The 20,759-nt window shown below is 43.2% G+C and carries 15 protein-coding genes and 1 riboswitch; of the genes, 9 read left to right on the plus strand and 6 right to left on the minus strand.

Annotated features, from left to right (window positions below; all coding sequences use genetic code 11):
• Positions 1-164: 164 nt before the first annotated feature.
• Genes NE665_RS09040 through aroB form a run of 6 tightly spaced genes read right to left on the minus strand, consistent with a single transcriptional unit; the run spans position 165 to position 6,389 of the window.
• On the minus strand, positions 165-1,106 hold the full coding sequence (locus NE665_RS09040; protein ID WP_117441940.1) for a type II CAAX endopeptidase family protein: 942 nt from the start codon (positions 1,104-1,106) through the stop codon (positions 165-167).
• Between the two features lie 11 nt (positions 1,107-1,117).
• The gene (locus NE665_RS09045) at positions 1,118-1,966 is read right to left on the minus strand and encodes a prephenate dehydrogenase (protein WP_117441939.1); all 849 of its coding nucleotides are present in this window, start codon (positions 1,964-1,966) and stop codon (positions 1,118-1,120) included.
• Positions 1,963-3,225 carry a 3-phosphoshikimate 1-carboxyvinyltransferase gene (gene aroA / locus NE665_RS09050; protein ID WP_117441938.1) on the minus strand — a complete coding sequence of 421 codons (1,263 nt, stop codon included), beginning with the start codon at positions 3,223-3,225 and terminating at the stop codon, positions 1,963-1,965. Before aroA ends, NE665_RS09045 begins: the two co-directional genes overlap by 4 nt.
• The gene (gene aroF, locus NE665_RS09055; RefSeq protein ID WP_117441937.1) at positions 3,226-4,242 is read right to left on the minus strand and encodes a 3-deoxy-7-phosphoheptulonate synthase; all 1,017 of its coding nucleotides are present in this window, start codon (positions 4,240-4,242) and stop codon (positions 3,226-3,228) included.
• A gap of 39 nt (positions 4,243-4,281) precedes the next feature.
• Positions 4,282-5,379, minus strand: coding sequence for a chorismate synthase (gene aroC / locus NE665_RS09060; RefSeq protein ID WP_117441936.1), 1,098 nt, complete (start codon positions 5,377-5,379; stop codon positions 4,282-4,284).
• On the minus strand, positions 5,376-6,389 hold the full coding sequence (gene aroB, locus NE665_RS09065; RefSeq protein WP_117441935.1) for a 3-dehydroquinate synthase: 1,014 nt from the start codon (positions 6,387-6,389) through the stop codon (positions 5,376-5,378). The genes aroC and aroB overlap by 4 nt, the downstream gene beginning before the upstream one ends.
• A gap of 511 nt (positions 6,390-6,900) precedes the next feature.
• On the opposite strand from aroB, the gene NE665_RS09070 reads away from it, so the two are divergent.
• The 9 genes from NE665_RS09070 (at position 6,901) to purH (ending at position 20,622) form a co-directional block, all read left to right on the plus strand.
• Positions 6,901-7,986, plus strand: coding sequence for a chorismate mutase (locus NE665_RS09070; RefSeq protein WP_117441934.1), 1,086 nt, complete (start codon positions 6,901-6,903; stop codon positions 7,984-7,986).
• Between the two features lie 2 nt (positions 7,987-7,988).
• On the plus strand, positions 7,989-9,224 hold the full coding sequence (locus tag NE665_RS09075) for an aminotransferase class I/II-fold pyridoxal phosphate-dependent enzyme (protein ID WP_117441933.1): 1,236 nt from the start codon (positions 7,989-7,991) through the stop codon (positions 9,222-9,224).
• Positions 9,225-9,394: 170 nt separating this feature from the next.
• Positions 9,395-11,050, plus strand: coding sequence for an AAA family ATPase (locus tag NE665_RS09080; protein WP_117441932.1), 1,656 nt, complete (start codon positions 9,395-9,397; stop codon positions 11,048-11,050).
• Between the two features lie 248 nt (positions 11,051-11,298).
• Entirely contained in the window at positions 11,299-12,222 is a 924-nt protein-coding gene (locus tag NE665_RS09085; RefSeq protein ID WP_117441931.1) for a DUF1848 domain-containing protein, read from the plus strand.
• Positions 12,223-12,545: 323 nt separating this feature from the next.
• Positions 12,546-12,647: riboswitch (purine riboswitch) on the plus strand.
• Positions 12,648-12,834: 187 nt separating this feature from the next.
• A complete protein-coding gene (gene purE / locus NE665_RS09090; RefSeq protein ID WP_117441930.1) occupies positions 12,835-13,335 on the plus strand; it encodes a 5-(carboxyamino)imidazole ribonucleotide mutase in 501 nt (166 codons plus the stop codon).
• A gap of 17 nt (positions 13,336-13,352) precedes the next feature.
• Entirely contained in the window at positions 13,353-17,048 is a 3,696-nt protein-coding gene (locus NE665_RS09095) for a phosphoribosylformylglycinamidine synthase (RefSeq protein WP_117441929.1), read from the plus strand.
• 429 nt (positions 17,049-17,477) lie between these two features.
• The gene (purM, locus tag NE665_RS09100; RefSeq protein ID WP_178759887.1) at positions 17,478-18,509 is read left to right on the plus strand and encodes a phosphoribosylformylglycinamidine cyclo-ligase; all 1,032 of its coding nucleotides are present in this window, start codon (positions 17,478-17,480) and stop codon (positions 18,507-18,509) included.
• Positions 18,503-19,090 (plus strand): phosphoribosylglycinamide formyltransferase, encoded by a 588-nt coding sequence (purN, locus tag NE665_RS09105; protein ID WP_117441927.1) that lies wholly within the window; start codon positions 18,503-18,505, stop codon positions 19,088-19,090. Before purM ends, purN begins: the two co-directional genes overlap by 7 nt.
• Positions 19,087-20,622, plus strand: coding sequence for a bifunctional phosphoribosylaminoimidazolecarboxamide formyltransferase/IMP cyclohydrolase (gene purH / locus NE665_RS09110; protein WP_256302534.1), 1,536 nt, complete (start codon positions 19,087-19,089; stop codon positions 20,620-20,622). Before purN ends, purH begins: the two co-directional genes overlap by 4 nt.
• Positions 20,623-20,759: the final 137 nt, after the last annotated feature.

Here is a 20,759-nt window from a genome sequence, read left to right on the forward strand (position 1 = left end):
TTTTTTGAACTTTATTACTCCTTTTTGAAACCCCATGATAATTTAGAGCCTAGCGTTCACTTGCTAAAACCCCATAATAATTTAGAGCTCATTTCTACTCAACCCCACGATAATTTAGAGCCCCCTTCTTTCTGCCGCGATGTGTAGACAGGCGCATCCTTGTTTTATATACGTTGAAAACTTGTAATTATAATGAAAACACATAAGACCAGAAAGAGGATTGCTATCCAGTTACTGAAAAAGGCGCGAACGCGATAGCCTCTGTTATGAATTACATAATTTCGTATGACCAGTCTTTTCTGAAAGAGGACATACAGCGCATACAGCAGAAACAGAGCTTCTAATACAATAAAGACTGTAGAAATCTGGCCGTTGTCTGAAAGAAAGGAAACTTCCATGATCGCAAAAGCGTTATTCAGAAAATGAATCGCTATCCCAGGAAGAATACTTCCTGACTTCAAAACAACATAGCAAATAATAACACTGAGAGCAAAAACAGGAACACTCTGCGGAATATTTCCATGCAGCAATGCAAACAGCAGGCTTGTCACAAGAATTGCGAAGACATTGCCATATCTTTTCAGCGCTTGTAAAATCAATCCGCGAAAGAGAAGCTCTTCCATGATTGGCGCAAGGATACAGGAAGAGAGTACAATGATTAGATTGTAGGTGATATCCGGCTTCATGGAGAAATCCGGCGTTGTCATGACCCAGCCAAACTTGATGAGTATCTGATTGATCAGCTGTATGAGGATTCCTGCTGCTCCTGACAATCCCATACCGATGATTGTATAGCGAAGAATGGAAAGAAAGTTCCACTCCTTGCACAGGGAGTGCGGTATTGTTACATGCAGCTTCTTTTTATATATTACGAGCGTTAAGATCGTTACAAAGCAGGTTGCTATCATACTGAAGATGCTTGTGATGGTTTCAAATTCTGTTTGCGAAGCGCCTGTCATGAGGAATGCACTGCTTATAATCCCTAAGGTAAAGGCACAGGCAAATAATAAAACATAATAGAAAATCAGAGAACCGGCAATGCTTTTACAGTCCTTTTTGCATAGCTGATCTTTATCTTCCTCTTCCAGATACGGCTCCTGTTCCATATGGATACCTCCTATCGATCAAACAGCTTACGTCTTGCGGTAGATTGAATAAACAGCTCTTTCAGGCCATCCACATCATCCTGTTCCAATGCAGCCTTCAGATGATTGACCTCCGCAATGAAATCATCAATTTCCCGGATCAGATTCTCTTTATTCAAAAAGAATACCTCACTCCACAGATTCTCATTGATTTTCGCAATTCTTGTCAAATCACGGAAGGAGTCACCGGTGTATTCTACTAAGTGGGTGTTGTCATTGGTGTTCATAAGAGAAACCGCAATAGCATGCGTCAGATGTGATACAAATCCAATCATTTCATCGTGCTGCTCCACAGTCAGTTCGGAGATATTACTGAAGCCGAGAATTTCAGCAAATTGCCGCATGGTCGCAACCGCATCCTGTGTATTGCGTTTTGTAGGCAGAATAATAAAGTTGGCTATATGGAAAATAGAGTCATCTGCGAATTTTACTCCGCTGACCTCCTTTCCTGCCATTGGATGAGAGCTGATGAATTCCACATCACTGCGAATGATTTTCTGAATGGGTTCTACAACACCTGTTTTCACGGAGCTTACATCTGTAATCAGAGCACCGGGCTTAAAGTATTTCTGATAGGTGGTTATCCAGTCTACCGTCATATTAGGATATAGGCCGCTTATTATGATATCAGCTTCCTTTATATAGTTAATATCGAATGTTGATCCGCGATCGATGATATTATGCTTGATTGCATAGTCGATGCTGAGCTGGTTAATTTCAATGGCATCTACATGATAGCCGTTTTTCTTTAAGCCCATGGCATAGCTGCCGCCAATCAACCCTAATCCGACAATAAGAAAGCGTGTGTTCTCCTGTATCATAGCAGCTCCACCTTTCCACCGATGGACTGCAAATCTTCAAAGAAGGTAGGGTAGCTTTTTTGGATTGCCTGTGCACCATCAATGCTGCAGGGGGTATTGCTGCAGGCTGCTGCAACACTGAGTGCCATAACGATCCGGTGATCATTATGGGAGGAAAGCTCGCTTGTACAGGTATAGGAGGAGTTACCGGCGATAAAGATTTCATCCTCTGTGGAATGAATATCCACACCGAATTTGCGCAGCTCCTGTTCCATTGCTTCAATGCGGTCGCTTTCCTTGATTCGCAGTCTGCCAGCATTGAAGATGTTGGTATTTCCCGGGGAATACATAGCAAGGACAGTTAAAATTGGCCCGAGGTCTGGACAATCCGCAAGATCGATTCTACAGCCCTGCAGGCTGCTTTTATAAATATGGTAGCCGTTTTTTACCTCTTCGATGCGTACACCAAAGTCCCTCAGTATCGAGAGTATTTTTTTATCTCCCTGCCTGGAATCGTGATGAACACCGGTGATGGTAAGATCATGATTGCATGCGGCAAGAACCGCAAAGAAGGCAAGCTGGGAATAGTCTCCTTCGATCGTATAGTCACATGCTTTATACTGCTGATTACCCGGAATGTGAATGGTCAGATCATCTTTGAAGGAAGCTTGGATGCCATAGGTTTCCAGCATTTGCAGAGTAAGATCAACATAGCTTCTGGATTCAAAGGGCGGAAGGATGTGAATGGTGGAATCCTCCTGCAAAAGCGGCAGTGTGAACAGCAATCCACTGATAAACTGTGAACTGATATCACCCTGCAGAGTGATATCACCGGCATGCAGACATTCGCGTATCGTGATGCCGGATGCATCCTGTCTGAAGGTGAGTCCCTGCGCATGGAACAAATCCTCATAAACCTTTTGCGGACGCTGCAGCAGTCTGCCCTGTCCCGTGAAGGTGATTTCCTGATTGCAGAGAGAGAAGATGGGAATGAAGAAGCGCAGGGTGGAGCCGGATTCACAGCAAAAAACTTCTTTATCCTTTACTGTAAAATTTTTGATTCCCGTAACAGTAACCTGATCTTCTTCCATGCGGATATCGGCACCCAGCTGCTGCATGCCGGCAATCGTGGTTTTAATATCCTGCGAATAGGCAACATTTTTTATGACACTGGTTCCGTTCGCCAGAGCAGCACAGATAATTGCACGATGCGCCATGCTTTTACTTGGCGGAATGACAACATGCCCACTGCAGGTTGATGGTGCTATACAGGCTTTCATTTACATTGCCCTCCCGATCACACCTGCGATGGCCTTTCCCTTGCGGATCAGCTCTTTGAAGTTATCCGGTTTGAGGGACTGTGCGCCATCACTCCATGCGCATTCCGGATGATCGTGTACTTCTACAATCAGACCGTCGGCACCTGCTGCGATTGCGGCAAGCGAAGCAGCCTCCACAAGCTCCCAATCACCGGTCGCATGACTTGGATCTATGATAATCGGAAGATGTGTTTTTTTCTTGATAATAGGAACCACACTCAGGTCGAGGGTATTTCGTGTATAAGGTTCAAAGGTACGGATACCGCGCTCACACAGCATGACATTCGTATTACCTTCAGAAAGAATATACTCTGCGGACATGATCCATTCTTCAATCGTATTCGCAAGTCCGCGTTTCAGTAGTACCGGCTTGTCTGTTTTACCGACAGCCTTTAAAAGATCAAAGTTCTGCATATTTCTGGCGCCAATCTGAATCACATCGACATGCTCTATGAATTCATCCAGCTTATCGGCACTCATCAATTCTGTGACAACAGGAAGACCGGTTTGCTTTCTTGCCTGGGCAAGCGCCAGAATTCCTTCTGTCCCCATACCCTGAAATGCATACGGACTTGTTCTTGGCTTGTAGGCTCCCCCACGCAGCATCACTCCTCCTGCATCCTTTACCTCATGGGCGATATGACAAATCATATCTTTCCCCTCAACGGAGCAGGGTCCGCCAATAACGACAATTTTTTCCTTTCCGCCAATCTTAATGCCATTCACCTCGATAACCGTATCCTCCGGATGAAACATACGGCTTGCCTTCTTATACGGGGATGAAACACGAACAACACTTTCCACATGCTTGTTCGCCTCAATGCGCTTTGGGTCAACCTGTGAGGTATCTCCAACGACACCGAAGACATTGAGGTTTTCACCAATACTCTCATGAATCTGAAGGCCCTTATCCTTCAGCTGCTTCATGACATGCTCGATATCTGCTTTTGTTGCACTTTTCTTCATTGTGATAATCATAACTGCTTCCTCCTCTTATCTATATTACTGTGCTGTTTTTTATTTCATTGTCAGGGTCGCTGATCGTTCCATCAGCTGATCCAGAATGCCAATGGCAAGCACACTGTCCACGACGATTCTAGCCCGGTGGATAATTGCCGGATCATGGCGTCCCTGAATCTGCAGCTTCACTGCCTCGTGAGTCTTTAAATCCACTGTATTCTGTTCCTTATATATAGATGCTGTCGGCTTAATGACCGTACGGATGCGAATCGGCATTCCATTGGAAATACCACCGTTGATTCCACCGTTATTGTTCGTGGCAGTATGAAAGCCGTTGTCATAGGTGATTGGATCATTGGCTTCACTTCCATATATATCCGCAAATCCAAAGCCCAGTCCGAATTCAATTCCCTTTACCGCAGGCACACTGAATAACAGATGGCTCAACGTGCTTTCCAGCGAGTCAAAGAACGGCTCTCCCAGACCAGCCGGAACGTTTAGAATACAGCTCTCCAGAATACCGCCTACACTGTCACCTTCATTTGCCGCTTCCTCAATCATAGCTTTCATGGCAGAAGCTGCTTCTGTATCCAATACAGCAAAATCCATCGTATTGACCCGTTCGATTTGTGCTTGTAATTCCTCAGTATCATCAGAAAACGGAATATCCTGAATCGTTCTGCTTTTCTGAATATGGCTTCCTATCAGAATTCCTTTTTCTTTCAACACCTGCATGGCGATTGCACCTGCCGCTACCAGCGGTGCAGTAATTCTGCCGCTGAAATGACCGCCTCCGCGATAGTCCTGCCAGCCCATATATTTCTCATTTGCAGTATAGTCCGCATGAGAAGGACGCAGCCGATACTTTGTTTTTTCGTAATCATTGCTTCTTGTGTTTGTATTCTCAATGAGAATCGTCAACGGTGTACCGGTTGTATGGCCATTGAAATAGCCACTGACGATATGCAGTTCGTCTGCCTCTTTTCGCTGTGTGGATATTCTACCCTTTGCTTTTCGCTTTTCCATGACAGAGGCTATAAAATCCATATCCAGTTTGATTCCGGGCGCAAGACCGTCAATCACGCAGCCGATGGCTTCTCCATGGCTTTCTCCAAAAATTGTTACAGAATAATTATGTCCGAATGTATTTTTCATGCTGATGTTCCTTTCAATATCGTACGTACTTCATGAAGCGGAGTTTCTATTAGCTGAGCTGTTCCGGCTTTTGGAACATGGACAATCGTTACATGATCGCCGTCCGCTTTCTTATCTCTGCATAAAAGCTGATATACCGCTTCCGGATCAAAATCCACATGTGTGCGGATACCCAGACGCTCATACACGCTGATTACACGCTGCTTCAGCTGTTCATCATCGATGAAATACAGCATCCCCAAGGCAACACACTCTCCATGCAGGTATTCACTTAGGTGATAATAGCTTTCAATAGCATGTCCGATCGTATGACCAAAGTTCAGAATCTTACGCAAGCCCTGTTCCCGTTCATCCTGCTCGACAACACTCTTTTTCACATACAGTGCTTTTTCAATGATCGTGTCGAGATCGTTTTCAATATCCCCCTGTTCAAACAATGCAAACAGGGAGGCATCATAGATCAGTCCGGCTTTCAATGCTTCAATCAAGCCGTTGATATAGTGTCTTCGTGGAAGTGTCTGCAATGTATCCGGATCAATAAAGACCATTTTTGGCTGATAGAAGGCACCGACAATATTTTTGACCTCATCCAGATTGATAGCGACCTTTCCACCGATACTGGAGTCTATCTGCGACAGTGTTGTTGTCGGAATCTGTATGAAGTCGATTCCCCGCATATAGGAGGCTGCCACATAACCTGCCAGATCGCCGACCACTCCTCCTCCAAGCGCGATTACACAATCCTTTCTGGAAAACTTGTGTGCCAGCAGATCCTCATTGATTTCCTTGAAAACGGCAAGATCCTTGGAATCCTCGCCCTGTTCAATGATATGCACATATCCTTTTTTACATTGCTCCCGAACAATGTTTGCATAGGCCTCCGGTACGCCGCTGTCTGTAACAATCATCACCTTACGGTTTAAATCAATATAGTCATTTAAACGATATAGTATCCCGTGTTCCATCAGGATGTCATATCCGTTCTCCTTTAAATCAACGTGTAATTTCATAACAATATCCTCCCTTTTATGAAAAAAAAGCATCCTGTGTGGTTCGCAGATGCTTTTGTATGCTCGTTATAAAGTGAAAATAACCATGAGTATTTCGATGGCTTTATAACGGACTATTCAAAGTAATAAAAGTATGCTTTCTGTATCATGGTCAAATCACTCCAATTACCAATATGATAATATACTTTATGCATAATTACAAGAAAAAAACACAAATTTATGAAAATAATTTCAGTTTATGAAAATTGAATGAAAACATGAGGGATATCCGAATTTACAAAGTCAAGGTGAAGCACTTCAGGATACAATCTATTTATCAGCGGCTGATGCTTTTTTCTTGATATCATATAGATAAGCTTTGGATGTTTTGTCAGGAAAGCAGCGATGTATTTCGCATGATACTATTTGCACAAAATTTGTAAAACTTTTCATTATTTCATGTAAGTTTTGAATTTATGATAGGAAGTTAAATAGAATTATTGTATAATATTGTGGAAACAGGGGTGAGTTTATGAGTTTATTAGATGATGCCCGAAAACGGATCAATGCCATCGATGAGGAAATGGCGGGACTTTTTGAACAGCGCATGCAGGCAGTTGAAGATGTCATCCGTTACAAGCAGGCGCATCAGATGCAGGTTTTGGATACATCCAGAGAACAGTATGTTATCGAACATAATACAGCGTTTATTCAGCGGGAGGAATACAGAGACAGCTATACTGAATTTATCAGTACAATGATGGCAATCTCCAGAAAATATCAGCGATCGATCATCAATCAGGATTTCATCGGTTACTCCGGAACAGAGGGTGCTTTTTCTCATATAGCTTCAAATCGCGTGTTCCCGGACCATCGCAAGAAAAGCTATGCTTCCTTTGAAGATGTCTTTCATGCTGTTGAGGAGCGGGAAGTCGCCTATGGAGTCATTCCCTTTGAAAATTCATATACTGGTGAAGTGGGAGAGGTTCTGGATCTGTTGATGCGTTACGATGTATATATCAATGATATATACGATTTGCGAATATCGCAGAATCTGCTTGGTGTTAAGGGAGCATCTCTGGCGGATATCAAACAGGTGTATTCCAAGGATCAGGCAATTTATCAGTCAAAGAAATTTCTGGAGGGACGCGGCTATGAGCTGATACCATATCCGAACACTGCACTTGCGGCAGAATATGTTGCGAAAGAAAATGATACATCCAAGGCTGCTATTGCCGCCAAGGAAAACGCAGAGCTGTATGGTCTGGATATTCTTGCAGAGGATATCAATACAAGTGAACAGAACACGACACGGTTTATCATCATCAGTAAAAAGCTGATTCCTCATGGCAATCGCTTCTCGCTCGCCTTTACCACACATCACAAGGCAGGAGCACTCGTCCATGCGATGAATATTATCGCTCAATACGGATTTAATATGCAGAGTATCAAATCAAGATCGATTAAGGAATGCCCATGGGAATATTATTTCTATGTGGAAATAGAAGGAGATTTAAAGGATGCGAAGGAACAGCATCTGATTCATGATTTAAAAGAGACTTGTGAAGAGGTGAAAATACTCGGAGCGTACCAAAACGATGAAAGAAAGCAGGGATGAATATGAGTTTTGTAAAACAGAACGTCAATAAGGCGCCAATCGAAGATACAGTATTCGCTATTGTAAAAAAGGCAAAGGAGGCCAAGGCTGCTATCGGTGCAGAACGAGTTGTCGATGCGACCATCGGTTCTCTATATAATGAAGAAGGGACCATCGTTGCCTTTGACAGCGTGTTTACACCCTATAATGACATTGCAAAGGAAACAAAGGCTGCCTATGCGGCCAGCTTTGTCGGCAATGATTCTTTCCGTAAACAGGTCTATGAATGGATTGTAGGCGGTACGGGATCAACCCTTGCACACAGTGTGATTGCCACACCGGGAGGAACCGGGGCTGTAGCGATTACCATGCAGGAAATACTCGATGAAGGAGAAACGGTCATTCTCCCTGAAATCGCATGGGGCAGCTATAAGCTGATGGCAACCATGGATAATCTGAAGGTGAAAACCTATTCTCTGTTTGAGGAAGATCATTTCAATGTAGAATCCTTAAAGGAAGCCTGCCGTGAGGTTATGAAAACACAGAAGAAGCTGCTGCTGGTGATCAATGATCCATGTCATAATCCGACTGGCTACTCTATGCGTATGGAGGAGTGGCAGGAGGTTGTGGCACTCCTGAATGAATGTGGAAAGGAAGTACCAGTGGTGCTTCTCAATGATATCGCCTATATTGATTTTTCTTATGATTTAGAGCATTGCCGTAATTATATGAAGACGTTTAATGCTTTTTCAGAAAATGTTATGGCTGTAATTGCCTTCAGCTGCAGTAAGGCGCTGACCTCCTATGGCTTACGCTGTGGTGCCGCTATTCTGTTAGCACAGACAAAGGAAGCTGTGCGCGATGTAGAAATCGTATTTGAGAAAGCTGCCAGAGCAACATGGAGCAATGTTCCCAATGCAGCAATGGAAAACTTCACGTATGTCACTACGACCAATTATGATGCCTATATGAGAGAAAAGGCGATGTATGTGGATTTGCTGAAAAAGAGAAGTGATATCTTTACAGAAGAAGCGGATGCCTGCGGATTGGATTACTATCCTTATAAGGAGGGCTTCTTCGTAACTGTGAGAATCGAGGATAATGCATTGCGTGATGTCTTCCACGAAAGCCTGATGAAGCAGCATATTTATACTGTAAAGGTAAATAAGGGAATTCGTGTAGCAGTGTGCTCCCTAAGCAGTGAGAAGTGCAGAGGACTTGCGAAGCGCATGAAGGAAATACTTGAAGCATGTAAATAGAAGCACATTACATTACCATAAACGAAAAAAGCAGACCGATTGTTGCGGTCTGCTTTTCCACAGGAATCCGAAACTGAAGCTACGATTGCATAACTTGTTCTATCCATGCTGTTTCCCTTTTGTTCGTGATTCATAGCGTGGTATAATAAAAACACAAGGGAGCTGATTATATGAAACGTTTGCCAATCGGTATAGAGAACTTCAAAGCTATGATAGATGAAGGCTATTATTATGTTGATAAAACATTATTCATTAAGGATGTGCTTAATGAAAAAGTTGTACTGTATACAAGACCGCGCCGGTTTGGGAAAACATTAAATATGAGTATGCTATATTATTTCTTTTCTATGAAAGAGAAAGAGAATGCGTATCTTTTTGATCATCTTGAAATTTCAAATGATTGCCATACAAGGCTGCATCAACATGCATATCCAGTTATATTCATCACCTTAAAGGATATGAAAAGAGCTGATTATAAGATGCAAATTGAGAAATTCGGTTCTATAATTTCAGATATTGTGAATGCAAATCAGGAATTGCTGAACAGTCCGATGTTAAATACTGCACAGAAGAATTTGTTAATACAGTATCAAAACGAAACCTCAACCATAAGCAATTTAATGGATGCTTTATTTAAAATCAGTACTTGTATGCAACTGCATTTTCAGAAAAAAGTCATTATTCTGATTGATGAATATGATGTACCTTTACAGACTGCATATTTGAATGGCTACTATGATGAAATGGCAGACTTTCTGAGGAATGTGTTTAGTGCATCCCTGAAAACTAATGATGCTTTAGAAAAAGGTATTCTGACCGGTTGTTTAAGAATCGCAAAAGAATCGATTTTTACAGGTTTAAACAATTTTAAGGTCAATTCCATTTTTGATGAAGCTTCCAACCAGCGATTTGGTTTTACAAAAAATGAAATCAGTTCTCTTTTACAGAACTATCACGCAGGCGAATACAAAAGCCAAATGAAAGAATGGTATGATGGATATCGGTTTGGGGGCTGTGATATTTATAATCCATGGAGTGCTCTGTTGTATATGGACAAATTGATCAATACAAGTAGGAAAGTACCAGAATCCTTTTGGGCAAATACAAGCGGAAATGATATTATTTATCGTTATATAAAAGAGGCAAATCCGAATATGCGTGATGAATTTGATATTCTGACATCAGGTGGAATAATAGAAAAAACAATCAAGGATGATATAACATACAGAGAAATGGATCAAATCAACAATGTTTACAGTTTTCTGTTATATACCGGATATCTAAAAGCTGTCAGCTGTATAGATGAAGAACAAAATGTGTATCAACTGATGATACCCAATAAAGAAATTAAACGAATTTATGTATCCATATTTAGTGAATGGTTTCATGAACAAATTGCGCATAGCAGTGTATCCTTTATGGAGGCATTGATAAGAGAAGACGTAAAACAGGCTAACGATATATTGAATCAAATCCTGTTTCAATCTATCAGTTATTTCGATTATGATGAAAAATTTTATCATGGCGTTTTGATTGGACTGTTGAATCAATATCACATTGTATCAAATCAGGAAACAGGATTGGGTCGAAGTGATATTGTCGTTCTTCCACCAAGCAGGCAGTCAAGAGGTGTCGTGCTGGAATTAAAAGTTGCATCTGCAGCAGCAGCCCTAAAGCCGATGGCAGAAAAGGCTTGTGAACAAATCAAAAAGCAGAAGTATATAGAAGGATTGTATGCAGATGGCTATGAAGATATCATAGGATATGGAATCGCATTCTATAAAAAATCTTGTGTAATTATAGCCTTAAAGGATAGGAACCGTTAAAAAAAGAAACCTACGAAAGATGAAAAAAGCGTGAAAAGTCCTGCCTCTGCGTAAAACAGTTTGAAAAGCTTTCTATTTACATTTAGCTTTAAGGGAATCTTTTCTATCCTTATCATGGCATGACTATGCGATTTTCCATCTTTGCAGTATTTGAAGGGATATTAGATCAGAATAAACATCATAAAAACCAGATTCGTGCAGTTCGGATGTAGGCTATGTTATGGTATAAGAAAGAAATGAGGGATAACATGATACTTTTTGTAAGCGGACGCTGTGATATACCGGCATTCTACAGCACATGGTTTTTTAACCGGCTTCATGAGGGCTTTGTGGATGTTAGAAATCCGTTCAATCCGCATCAGATCAGTCGTATCTATCTGAATGAACAAAATATTGACGGTATCCTGTTTTGTACAAAAAACCCGATTCCCATGATGAACAGACTGGGGGAAATACCCTTTCCTTATCAGTTTCAGATTACGCTGACACCCTATCATGAGGATATTGAAGAGCATGTAGCATCCAAAAAGGAAATTATAAATGCGGTAAAAGATATGGCACTGCAACTGGGGAAGGATCGTGTAATCGTTCGCTATGACCCGATTCTGCTCACTCCCAAGTATACTGTGGAGTACCATCAACGGGCTTTTGAAAAGCTGTGCAGCCAGCTGGATGGCTATGTGGATACGATTATCATTTCATTTGTGGATATGTATAAGAATACGGCAGGGAATCAAAAACGTATGCAGCTACAGGAAATGCGCAGACAGGACATGCTGGAGATTGGAAAGGCACTGGGCAGTGTTGCTGAGCGCTATGCTGTACATGTACAAACATGTGCTGAGGATATAGATCTATCCCCGTATCATATTTACAAGGGACTCTGTATGGATCGTAAAAAGCTTGAGAGGCTGGTACAGCATTCATTGGATCATATTCAGGGAAAAGGGGTGCGTTCTGCCTGCGGCTGCATGCCGACGGTTGATATTGGTGATTATAACTGTTGTTCGCACGGCTGTCGGTACTGCTATGCCAATTATAATGAAAAACAGATTGCAGAAAGAATGAAGCTCCATGATCCAAAAAGCAGCGTCCTGCTGGGACATCTTGATGAAGAGGACCATATCACGATACGAGAGGATAAACACGTCCGACAGATTTCACTTCTGTAGGAAAAAAATTCAGGGTATGATAAGGCGAGATGTCGGATACATCCGGACAGAAGCTATTCACCATAATCATATTCGTCAGGCATCCGGATAAAAGGAAAGCTTATGAGGAGCTGTGCGGTTACAAGCTTGTCAGGTACACGGATAACGAAGAGCGGCAAAGCGTATCTTTCGCGTTGATGCTATATACATAGGAGAAGACCATATCTTTCTTTGAATTAACCGCATACATATCCCATAGTTTCCACAGGAATCCGAATTTGAGAAAATCCGATAAGAAAATTCACTTTATCTATTGTAATAAAATCAGGTTTCTAGTAAAATAGACATGTATTGACATACATGCTTGTATATACCCTGTAATAAGGTCAGGGAGTTTCTAGCCGTTCACCGTAAAAGAGCGGGCTACAAGCAAACAATTACTCTTTCTTTTTGTTCTGGGACGTACTTGTTTGCTTTTTATATTGCAGGCAGGTGCGTCTTTATAATTTTTATAGGAGGGTCTTACTTATGGTCTTAAGAAGATACGCTATAACAATTACACAATTTAACGGTTTTTAGTGTACATATTGGTGAAAACGATATGTATTTTTTTATTTCAAGGAGGAAAAACAAATGAGTGAAATCAAACCTGTCGTCAGTATTTTAATGGGAAGCCGTTCCGACTTGCCAACTATGGAGAACTGTTTCAACCAGCTAAAGGAATTCGGTATTCCTTTTGAAGCACATGCATTGAGTGCTCATCGTACACCGAATGAGGTTATCAAACTAGCTGAAGGTGCCAAGGATCGTGGAATTAAGGTTATTATTGCTGCTGCAGGCGGAGCTGCTCATTTGGGTGGAGTTATCGCATCCAGTACAACACTGCCGGTAATCGGCGTTCCGATTCAGACAAGTGCGCTGGGTGGTATGGATTCCCTGCTGTCCACTGTACAGATGCCTGGAGGAATCCCAGTCGCAACGGTTGCTATTGGAAAAGCAGGCGCAAAGAATGCCGCGATTCTGGCAGCACAGATGCTTGCGCTCAGTGATGAGACTATGGCTGAAAAAATGGTCGCATTCAAGGCTTCCATGGCAGAAAAAGTAATCAAAGATTCCGTGATTGAAGTGGAATAGGGAAAGGTGAATATACTATGAATTATCGCGTATTTGTGAAGAAAAAGGAAGCATTTCAGGTGGAATCCGCTTCTTTGTTTCATGAACTGAAGCAGAATCTGAATCTTGCAGGATTGCAGAAGATACAAATGTATAACGTGTATGATGTTTTCCATGGGGATGAACACGATATGGAGCTTCTGAAAGAAAAGGTTCTGAGTGAGAAGGTTACCGATGAGGTTTTTGATGAGGTAGATTTGAAGGGAAAAACCTTTATTGCATATGAATGCCTGCCCGGACAATATGATCAGCGTGCGGATAGCGCACAGCAATGTCTGATGCTATTGAATAACAAGCAGGATGTTGTAATCAAAAGCGGACGTATCGTGATTCTGGAGGGCAGCGTCGCTGAGGAAGAGGTTCAGGCTGTCAAGAAATACCTGATCAACCCGGTAGAGATGAGAGAAAAGGATCTTGCTGTACTGGGCTATGAAGAGGATGTGGAAATTGAACCGGTACCTGTTCTGACAGGCTTCCGTGATCTGGATGAAGCCGGACTGGAGGCATTGCGCAGTGAACAGGGGCTGGCCATGACGCTGGCGGATGTGCAGCATATCCAGAAATACTTCAGGGAAGAGGAACAGCGTGATTTGACGCTGACAGAGCTGAAGGTATTGGATACCTATTGGTCCGATCACTGCCGTCATACAACCTTTGAAACCATTCTCCAGAATGTAAAAATTGAAGCAGGCAGTCTGCAGGATACGATTCAGAAGGCATATGAGCTTTATTTGAAGCTGAGAAAGGATGTCCATGATAACAGGAAGGTTATGACGCTGATGGATATGGCTACCATAGCCGGTAAATATCTGCGGAAAGCAGGTAAGCTGGACGATATGGAAATCAGTGATGAAATCAATGCATGCTCGATTGAAGTAAGCGTGGATGTGGATGGAGAAGATCAGCAGTGGCTGTTAATGTTTAAAAATGAGACACACAATCATCCAACCGAGATTGAACCGTTCGGTGGTGCCAGCACGTGCATCGGCGGGGCAATACGTGATCCGCTGTCCGGAAGAAGCTATGTATATCAGGCAATGCGTATCACCGGTGCCGGAGATATTACAAAGGATATCAAGGAGGCACTTCCAAATAAGCTAGCGCAGAGCCGTATATCCAAGGGAGCTGCTGCGGGGTATTCCTCCTATGGAAATCAGATTGGTCTGGCGACTACCTATGTAAAGGAAATCTTCAATGACGGTTATGTCGCAAAGCGTATGGAGGTCGGTGCCGTTGTGGGTGCCGCACCAAAAGAGAATGTCGTGCGTAAAAAACCGGAAACCGGAGATATTGTTGTTTTAATTGGCGGGGCAACCGGTCGTGACGGTGTTGGTGGAGCCACCGGTTCCAGTAAGGAGCACAACGATACCTCTCTGACAAAATGTTCCAGTGAGGTTCAGAAGGGAAATGCGCCGATCGAGCGTAAGCTGCAAAGACTGTTCCGTAATCCGTTGGCTACTAGACTGATCAAAAAGGCGAATGACTTCGGTGCCGGCGGTGTGAGTGTCGCAGTTGGAGAAATTGCGGATGGACTGAAAATTGATTTGGACAAGGTTCCTGTAAAATACAGCGGGTTATCCGGTACAGAGCTTGCTATTTCTGAATCACAGGAGCGTATGGCTGTTCTGATTGAAGCGGATAAATTTGAAGAATTTAAGCAGCTTGCATATGAAGAGAATCTGGATTCCTGCATCGTCGCCGTCGTCACAGAGGAGCGCCGTCTGGTGATGAGCTTTCATGGAGAGGAAATTGTAAATATCTCTCGTGATTTTCTGGATACCAATGGTGTACGCGGACTACAGGACGTATTGATCCGTGAGGGATTAAGTGATACCGACCCATTCCATAGTGAGGTAACCTCAATGGAAGAAAATTTGAAGCAGCCCAACGTTGCATCTCAGATTGGTCTCGCAGAAATGTTTGATGCTTCCATTGGTAAATCAACCGTTCTCATGCCATTTGGCGGAAAATATCAGTTGACGGAAACCGAAGGAAGTGTGCAGAAGCTGCCAGTATTCGGCTTTACCAATACATGCTCCATTATGACACATGGCTATCATCCGGAGTTGTCCTTATACTCCCCGTATCTGGGCGCAAGCTATTCGGTTGTTGAAGCACTTGCCCGTGTAACTGCCATGGGTGGCAACTATGAAACCTGCCGTCTGACAAATCAGGAATACTTTGAGCGACTGCATGCCGATCCTGAAAAATGGGGGAAACCAATGCAAGCCCTGCTGGGATTGATTGAAGCGGAAATGGCGTTTGAAACACCTGCAATCGGCGGTAAGGACTCCATGTCCGGAACATTTAACGATATCAGTGTTCCGCCGACGCTGATTACATTTGCCGTTACAACTGAAAAAACAGAGCATATCATTTCACCGGAGTTCAAGGCATCCGGACATCATATCTATTACATAAAGCATACGCCGAACGATAACAAAACACCAAATTATGAAGAGCTGAAAGCAAATTTCGTCAAGGTGCGTGAGCTGATACGTAAAGGCGTGATCTGCTCAGCTGCAACTGTGAAATTCGGTGGACTTGCGGAAGCATTATGCAAGATGAGCTTCGGTAATAAAATCGGTGTTGAGGTGAAGACAAGCGAAAATATCTTTGATCTGAGCATCGGAAGTATAGTTGTTGAAAGCAGCGAAGCGATTCATGACGAAGCCTTTGTATTGCTTGGGAAAACGACGGATGCCGACACGATCTGCATCAACGATGATTGCATCACAATCGAAAAAGCTATCGCAGCATGGTGCGAGCGCTACAACACCATTTATCCAATGACAGTGGATCAGGAAGCGAGCGTTATTGAAACACCGGAGTATACGGCAACCGAGCGTGTTCATGTGAAAAAGACGATAGACAAGCCAAAGGTTATCATACCGGTATTCCCAGGACAGAACTGTGAATATGATACAAAGCAGCAGTTTGAGCGCGCAGGTGCGGAAGCTGAAATCTATGTCTTCAACAATCTGAATGTAGAAAGCATTGAACGCAGCCTGAAGGAGCTGAGTGAAAAAATTGCCTCTGCTCAGATTCTGATGGTTGTCGGAGGCTTCTCCAGTGGGGATGAGCCGGATGGAAGCGGTAAGTTTATCGCCAACGTCTTAAGCAACCCTTCTGTGAACAAGGCCGTACAAACACTGCTTGCGAATGACGGTCTGATTCTCGGTATCTGTAATGGATTCCAGGCACTGATCAAATCCGGTCTGTTGCCATATGGAGATATCACAAAGCTGAGTGAGGAATCACCTACGCTGTTCAGAAACAATATCAACCGTCACGTTTCACATATTGCGACAACGAAAATAACCTCCAACAAATCACCATGGCTGTCCAGCTTTAAACCGGGACAGGGACACTCCATTGCGATGTCACATGGAGAAGGAAAATTCGTCGTCAGTGATGAAGTCGCAAAGCAGCTGTTTGAAAACGGTCAGGTAGCAACACAGTATGTGGATCTGGATGGAAATCCAACCATGAATGGCACCTATAATATCAACGGCTCCATGTATGCTATTGAAGGTATTACTTCAGCAGATGGAAGAATCTTCGGTAAGATGGGACACAGTGAGCGCTATGAAGACGGACTGTTTAAAAATATTGATGGAGATAAATATCAGAATATCTTCCAGAACGGTGTAAATTACTTCAGAAATAAATAATATACAGAAATACGGCAAATCCATAAGAGAGTAGCTAGGGATATACAGTCGTATCTGCCTTATATTATTGGGGCAGTTGCCATCTTTCTACTTCCTCTGATCGTTACGATAGGCTATGTCAAGGCACCGTCTGACACAGCCTATATCATGTCCGGTCTGAGGAAGAAAATCATCATAGGAAAAGCCAGTATTAGGATTCCGTTTCTGGAGCGTCTGGATAAGCTGAGTCTGAAGCTGATATAATTTCTCCGGTATCCCTGCAAGTGATAATGATGCAAATGTCGTTGTGCAGGCAGCGGAAAACGTAAGGAATAAGGAAGAGAAAAAGCCTGAAAAAAAGCAAAGCCGACAGAGAAAAAGTCGGTTGAAAAGAAAGCGGACAGCGATAAAATGTCCTGAGAAAAATAAGAGAAGAAAGCGAGAACGTGTATGAGTGATAAGTATAGAGAAGCCGGAGTCGATCTGGAAGCCGGATATGAATCCGTTCGTCTGATTAAGAGCCATGTCGCTAGAACAAAGGTGAAGGGTGCGATTGATTCCATCGGTGCCTTTGGCGGTATGTTTGATCTATCTGTATTAAACATGAAGGAACCGGTTCTGGTAAGCGGAACCGATGGTGTTGGTACAAAGCTGCTTGTTGCATTTGAAATGGATAAGCATGACAGCGTTGGTATTGATGCTGTGGCAATGTGCGTCAATGATGTACTTGTACAGGGGGCAGCGCCAATCTTCTTCCTGGACTATCTGGCCGTTGGTAAAAATGAACCGAAGAAAATCGAACAGCTGGTAAAGGGTGTTGCGGATGGCTGTGTGCAGGCAGAATGTGCGTTGATTGGCGGAGAAACTGCCGAAATGCCGGATATGTATGATGTGAAGCATTATGATATTGCCGGCTTCTGTGTCGGAGCTGTGGATAAATGCAATCTGCTGGACGGACAGAAAATCGAGGAAGGCAATGTCCTGATTGGTCTTCCAAGTACCGGTGTACATTCCAATGGATTTTCCTTGATCCGTAAGGTGCTGTTAAAGGATGCCAAGCTGGATCTGCATAAGGAATATGAAGAAATCGGAAATCAGAAGCTTGGGGATGTGCTGTTAACACCGACGAAGATCTATGTCAAGGCAATCAAGTATTTGCTCGGTAAGGTTGATATCAAGGGAATGAGCCATATTACCGGAGGAGGCTTCTATGAGAATGTTCCCAGAATGCTGAAGGAAGGACAGGGTGTCACGATTGATACAACTGCCTATCCACGTAAGCCTATTTTTGATATGATTGCAAAATATGGAAATATCCCAATGAATGAAATGTGCAATGTATTCAATATGGGCATCGGCTTCCTGATGGCTGTCGATAAAAAGGACGTGGATACCGTTCAGAGCCTGTTGAAGGAAATCCATGAGGAATCCTATGTCATCGGTGAAGTGACAAACAGTGGAAGTGTGGATTTAAAATGGTAAATATTGCGATTTTTGCGAGCGGGAACGGCTCCAATTTCGAGAATATTGTGCAGGAAATAAACAATGGTCATGTCAACAATGCCGTTTGTAAGGTTTTGATTATTGATAAGGAGCAGGCCTATGCAAAAGAGCGTGCCGCAAAGCTGCAAATCCCCTGTGTATTTGTAGATCCAAAAGCGTATGCAGGCAAGGAGCCGTACGAACAGGAAATTCTGAATGTATTGAAGGAGCAGCAGGTGGAGCTGATTGTTCTTGCCGGCTATATGCGCTTTATCGGCAGGGTGCTGCTGGAAAGCTATCCAAGACGCATTATCAATCTGCACCCGGCATATCTTCCGCATTTTCCAGGGGCACACAGTATTCAGGATGCGTATGAGGCAAAGGTCGATTTCACAGGTGTTACCGTTCATTTTGTAGATGAAGGTGTGGATACAGGTGAAATCATCCATCAGGAGAAAATTGAAATTGATCCCTCCTGGTCACTGGAAACCCTGGAAGAGCATGTGCATGCGCTGGAGTATGACATGTTTCCAAAGGTAGTAAAGCATGTATGTAAAATGATAGAAAGCGAGGAAGCATAATGAAGCGAGCATTAGTTAGTGTTTCTGATAAAACAAATCTGGTACCGTTTGTATCCGGTCTGGTTGAACTGGGCTATGAAATAATCTCTACCGGAGGGACAAAAAAAGCTCTGGAAGACAATGGTATTAAGACGATTGGCATTTCCGAGGTAACCGACTTTCCGGAAATCATGGACGGGCGTGTAAAAACACTGCATCCTAAGGTTCATGGAGCATTGCTTTGTGTGAGAGATAATCCCGATCATGTCCGACAGATTGAAGAGCTGGGAATCCAGTATATCGATTTGGTATGTGTGAATCTGTATCCATTCAAGGAAACCGTACAGAAACCGGGTGTCAGTCATGAAGAAATCATCGAGAATATTGATATCGGTGGTCCAAGCATGCTGCGCAGTGCTTCAAAAAATTATAAGTTTATTCCGGTTCTCTGCGATCCCTCAGATTATGACGGTGTGTTGAAGGAGCTGCGTGAAAACGGAGAAACCTGCCCTGTCACAAGAGAATACCTTGCGGCTAAGGTGTTCCGTCATACCGCAAGCTATGACACGATGATCGCAAGCTATCTGACAGAGAGAACAGGCGAGAAATATCCGGAGAAGTTTACGATCACCTTTGATAAGGTACAGGAGCTTCGCTATGGAGAAAACCCGCATCAGAGTGCTGCCTTCTATAAGGGAATGAACCCGCAGTATTCTCTGGCAAATGCGAAGCAGCTGCATGGCAAGGAGCTTTCCTATAACAATATACAGGATGGGAATGCTGCAATTGAGATACTGAAGGACTTTGAAGGTCAGCCTGCAGTTGTTGGATTAAAGCATATGAATCCTTGTGGTGTCGGTATCGGAAAGACAATCGAGGAAGCATGGGATAAGGCATATGAGGCTGATCCGGTTTCTATCTTTGGCGGTATCGTTGCCTTCAATGAGCCGATTCATGCGGCAGTGGCAGAAAAGCTGTCTAAAATCTTCCTGGAAATTATTATCGCTCCTGCATTTGATGAAGATGCATTTGAAATTTTGTCCAAGAAGAAGAATATCCGTCTGATGCAGCTGGATACCTCACTGGAGGTAAATGCCAGATATAAGGTTACAAACGTGAATGACGGTCTGCTTGTGCAGGATATTGATGATCATAAAATCACAGCAGAGGATCTTCGCTGTGTGACAAACCGCAAACCAACTGAGGAAGAGCTGGAACAGCTGTTGTTCGCATGGAAGGTGGTCAAGCATGTCAAATCCAATGCTATTGTTCTGGTAAAGGATAATATGACCATTGGTGTCGGTGCAGGTCAGATGAACCGTGTAGGAGCTGCGAAGATTGCCATTGAACAGGCAGGAGAAAAGGCAAAAGGCTCTATCATGAGCTCCGATGCGTTCTTCCCGATGCCGGATACCGTGGAGGAGGCTGTAAAGGCAGGCGTTACTGCTATCATTCAGCCAGGTGGTTCCATCAAGGATCAGCTGTCCATCGATGTGTGCAATGAGCATGGCATTGCGATGGTATTCACAGGCGTACGCCACTTTAAGCATTAAATGATAAAAAGAAGCTTAGCAAAACCGATTCTTACCACGTATAGAAAAAAGAATTCAACAGCCGTATACTATATACGAGGTGAATTCTTAGCTTCTATAAGTGTGTATGATTCATGATGCGGCTTCTTTTTTTCTAC

Source organism: Clostridium sp. DFI.1.208, assembly GCF_024463855.1.
In the GTDB taxonomy this organism is placed as follows: domain Bacteria; phylum Bacillota_I; class Bacilli_A; order Erysipelotrichales; family Erysipelotrichaceae; genus Clostridium_AQ.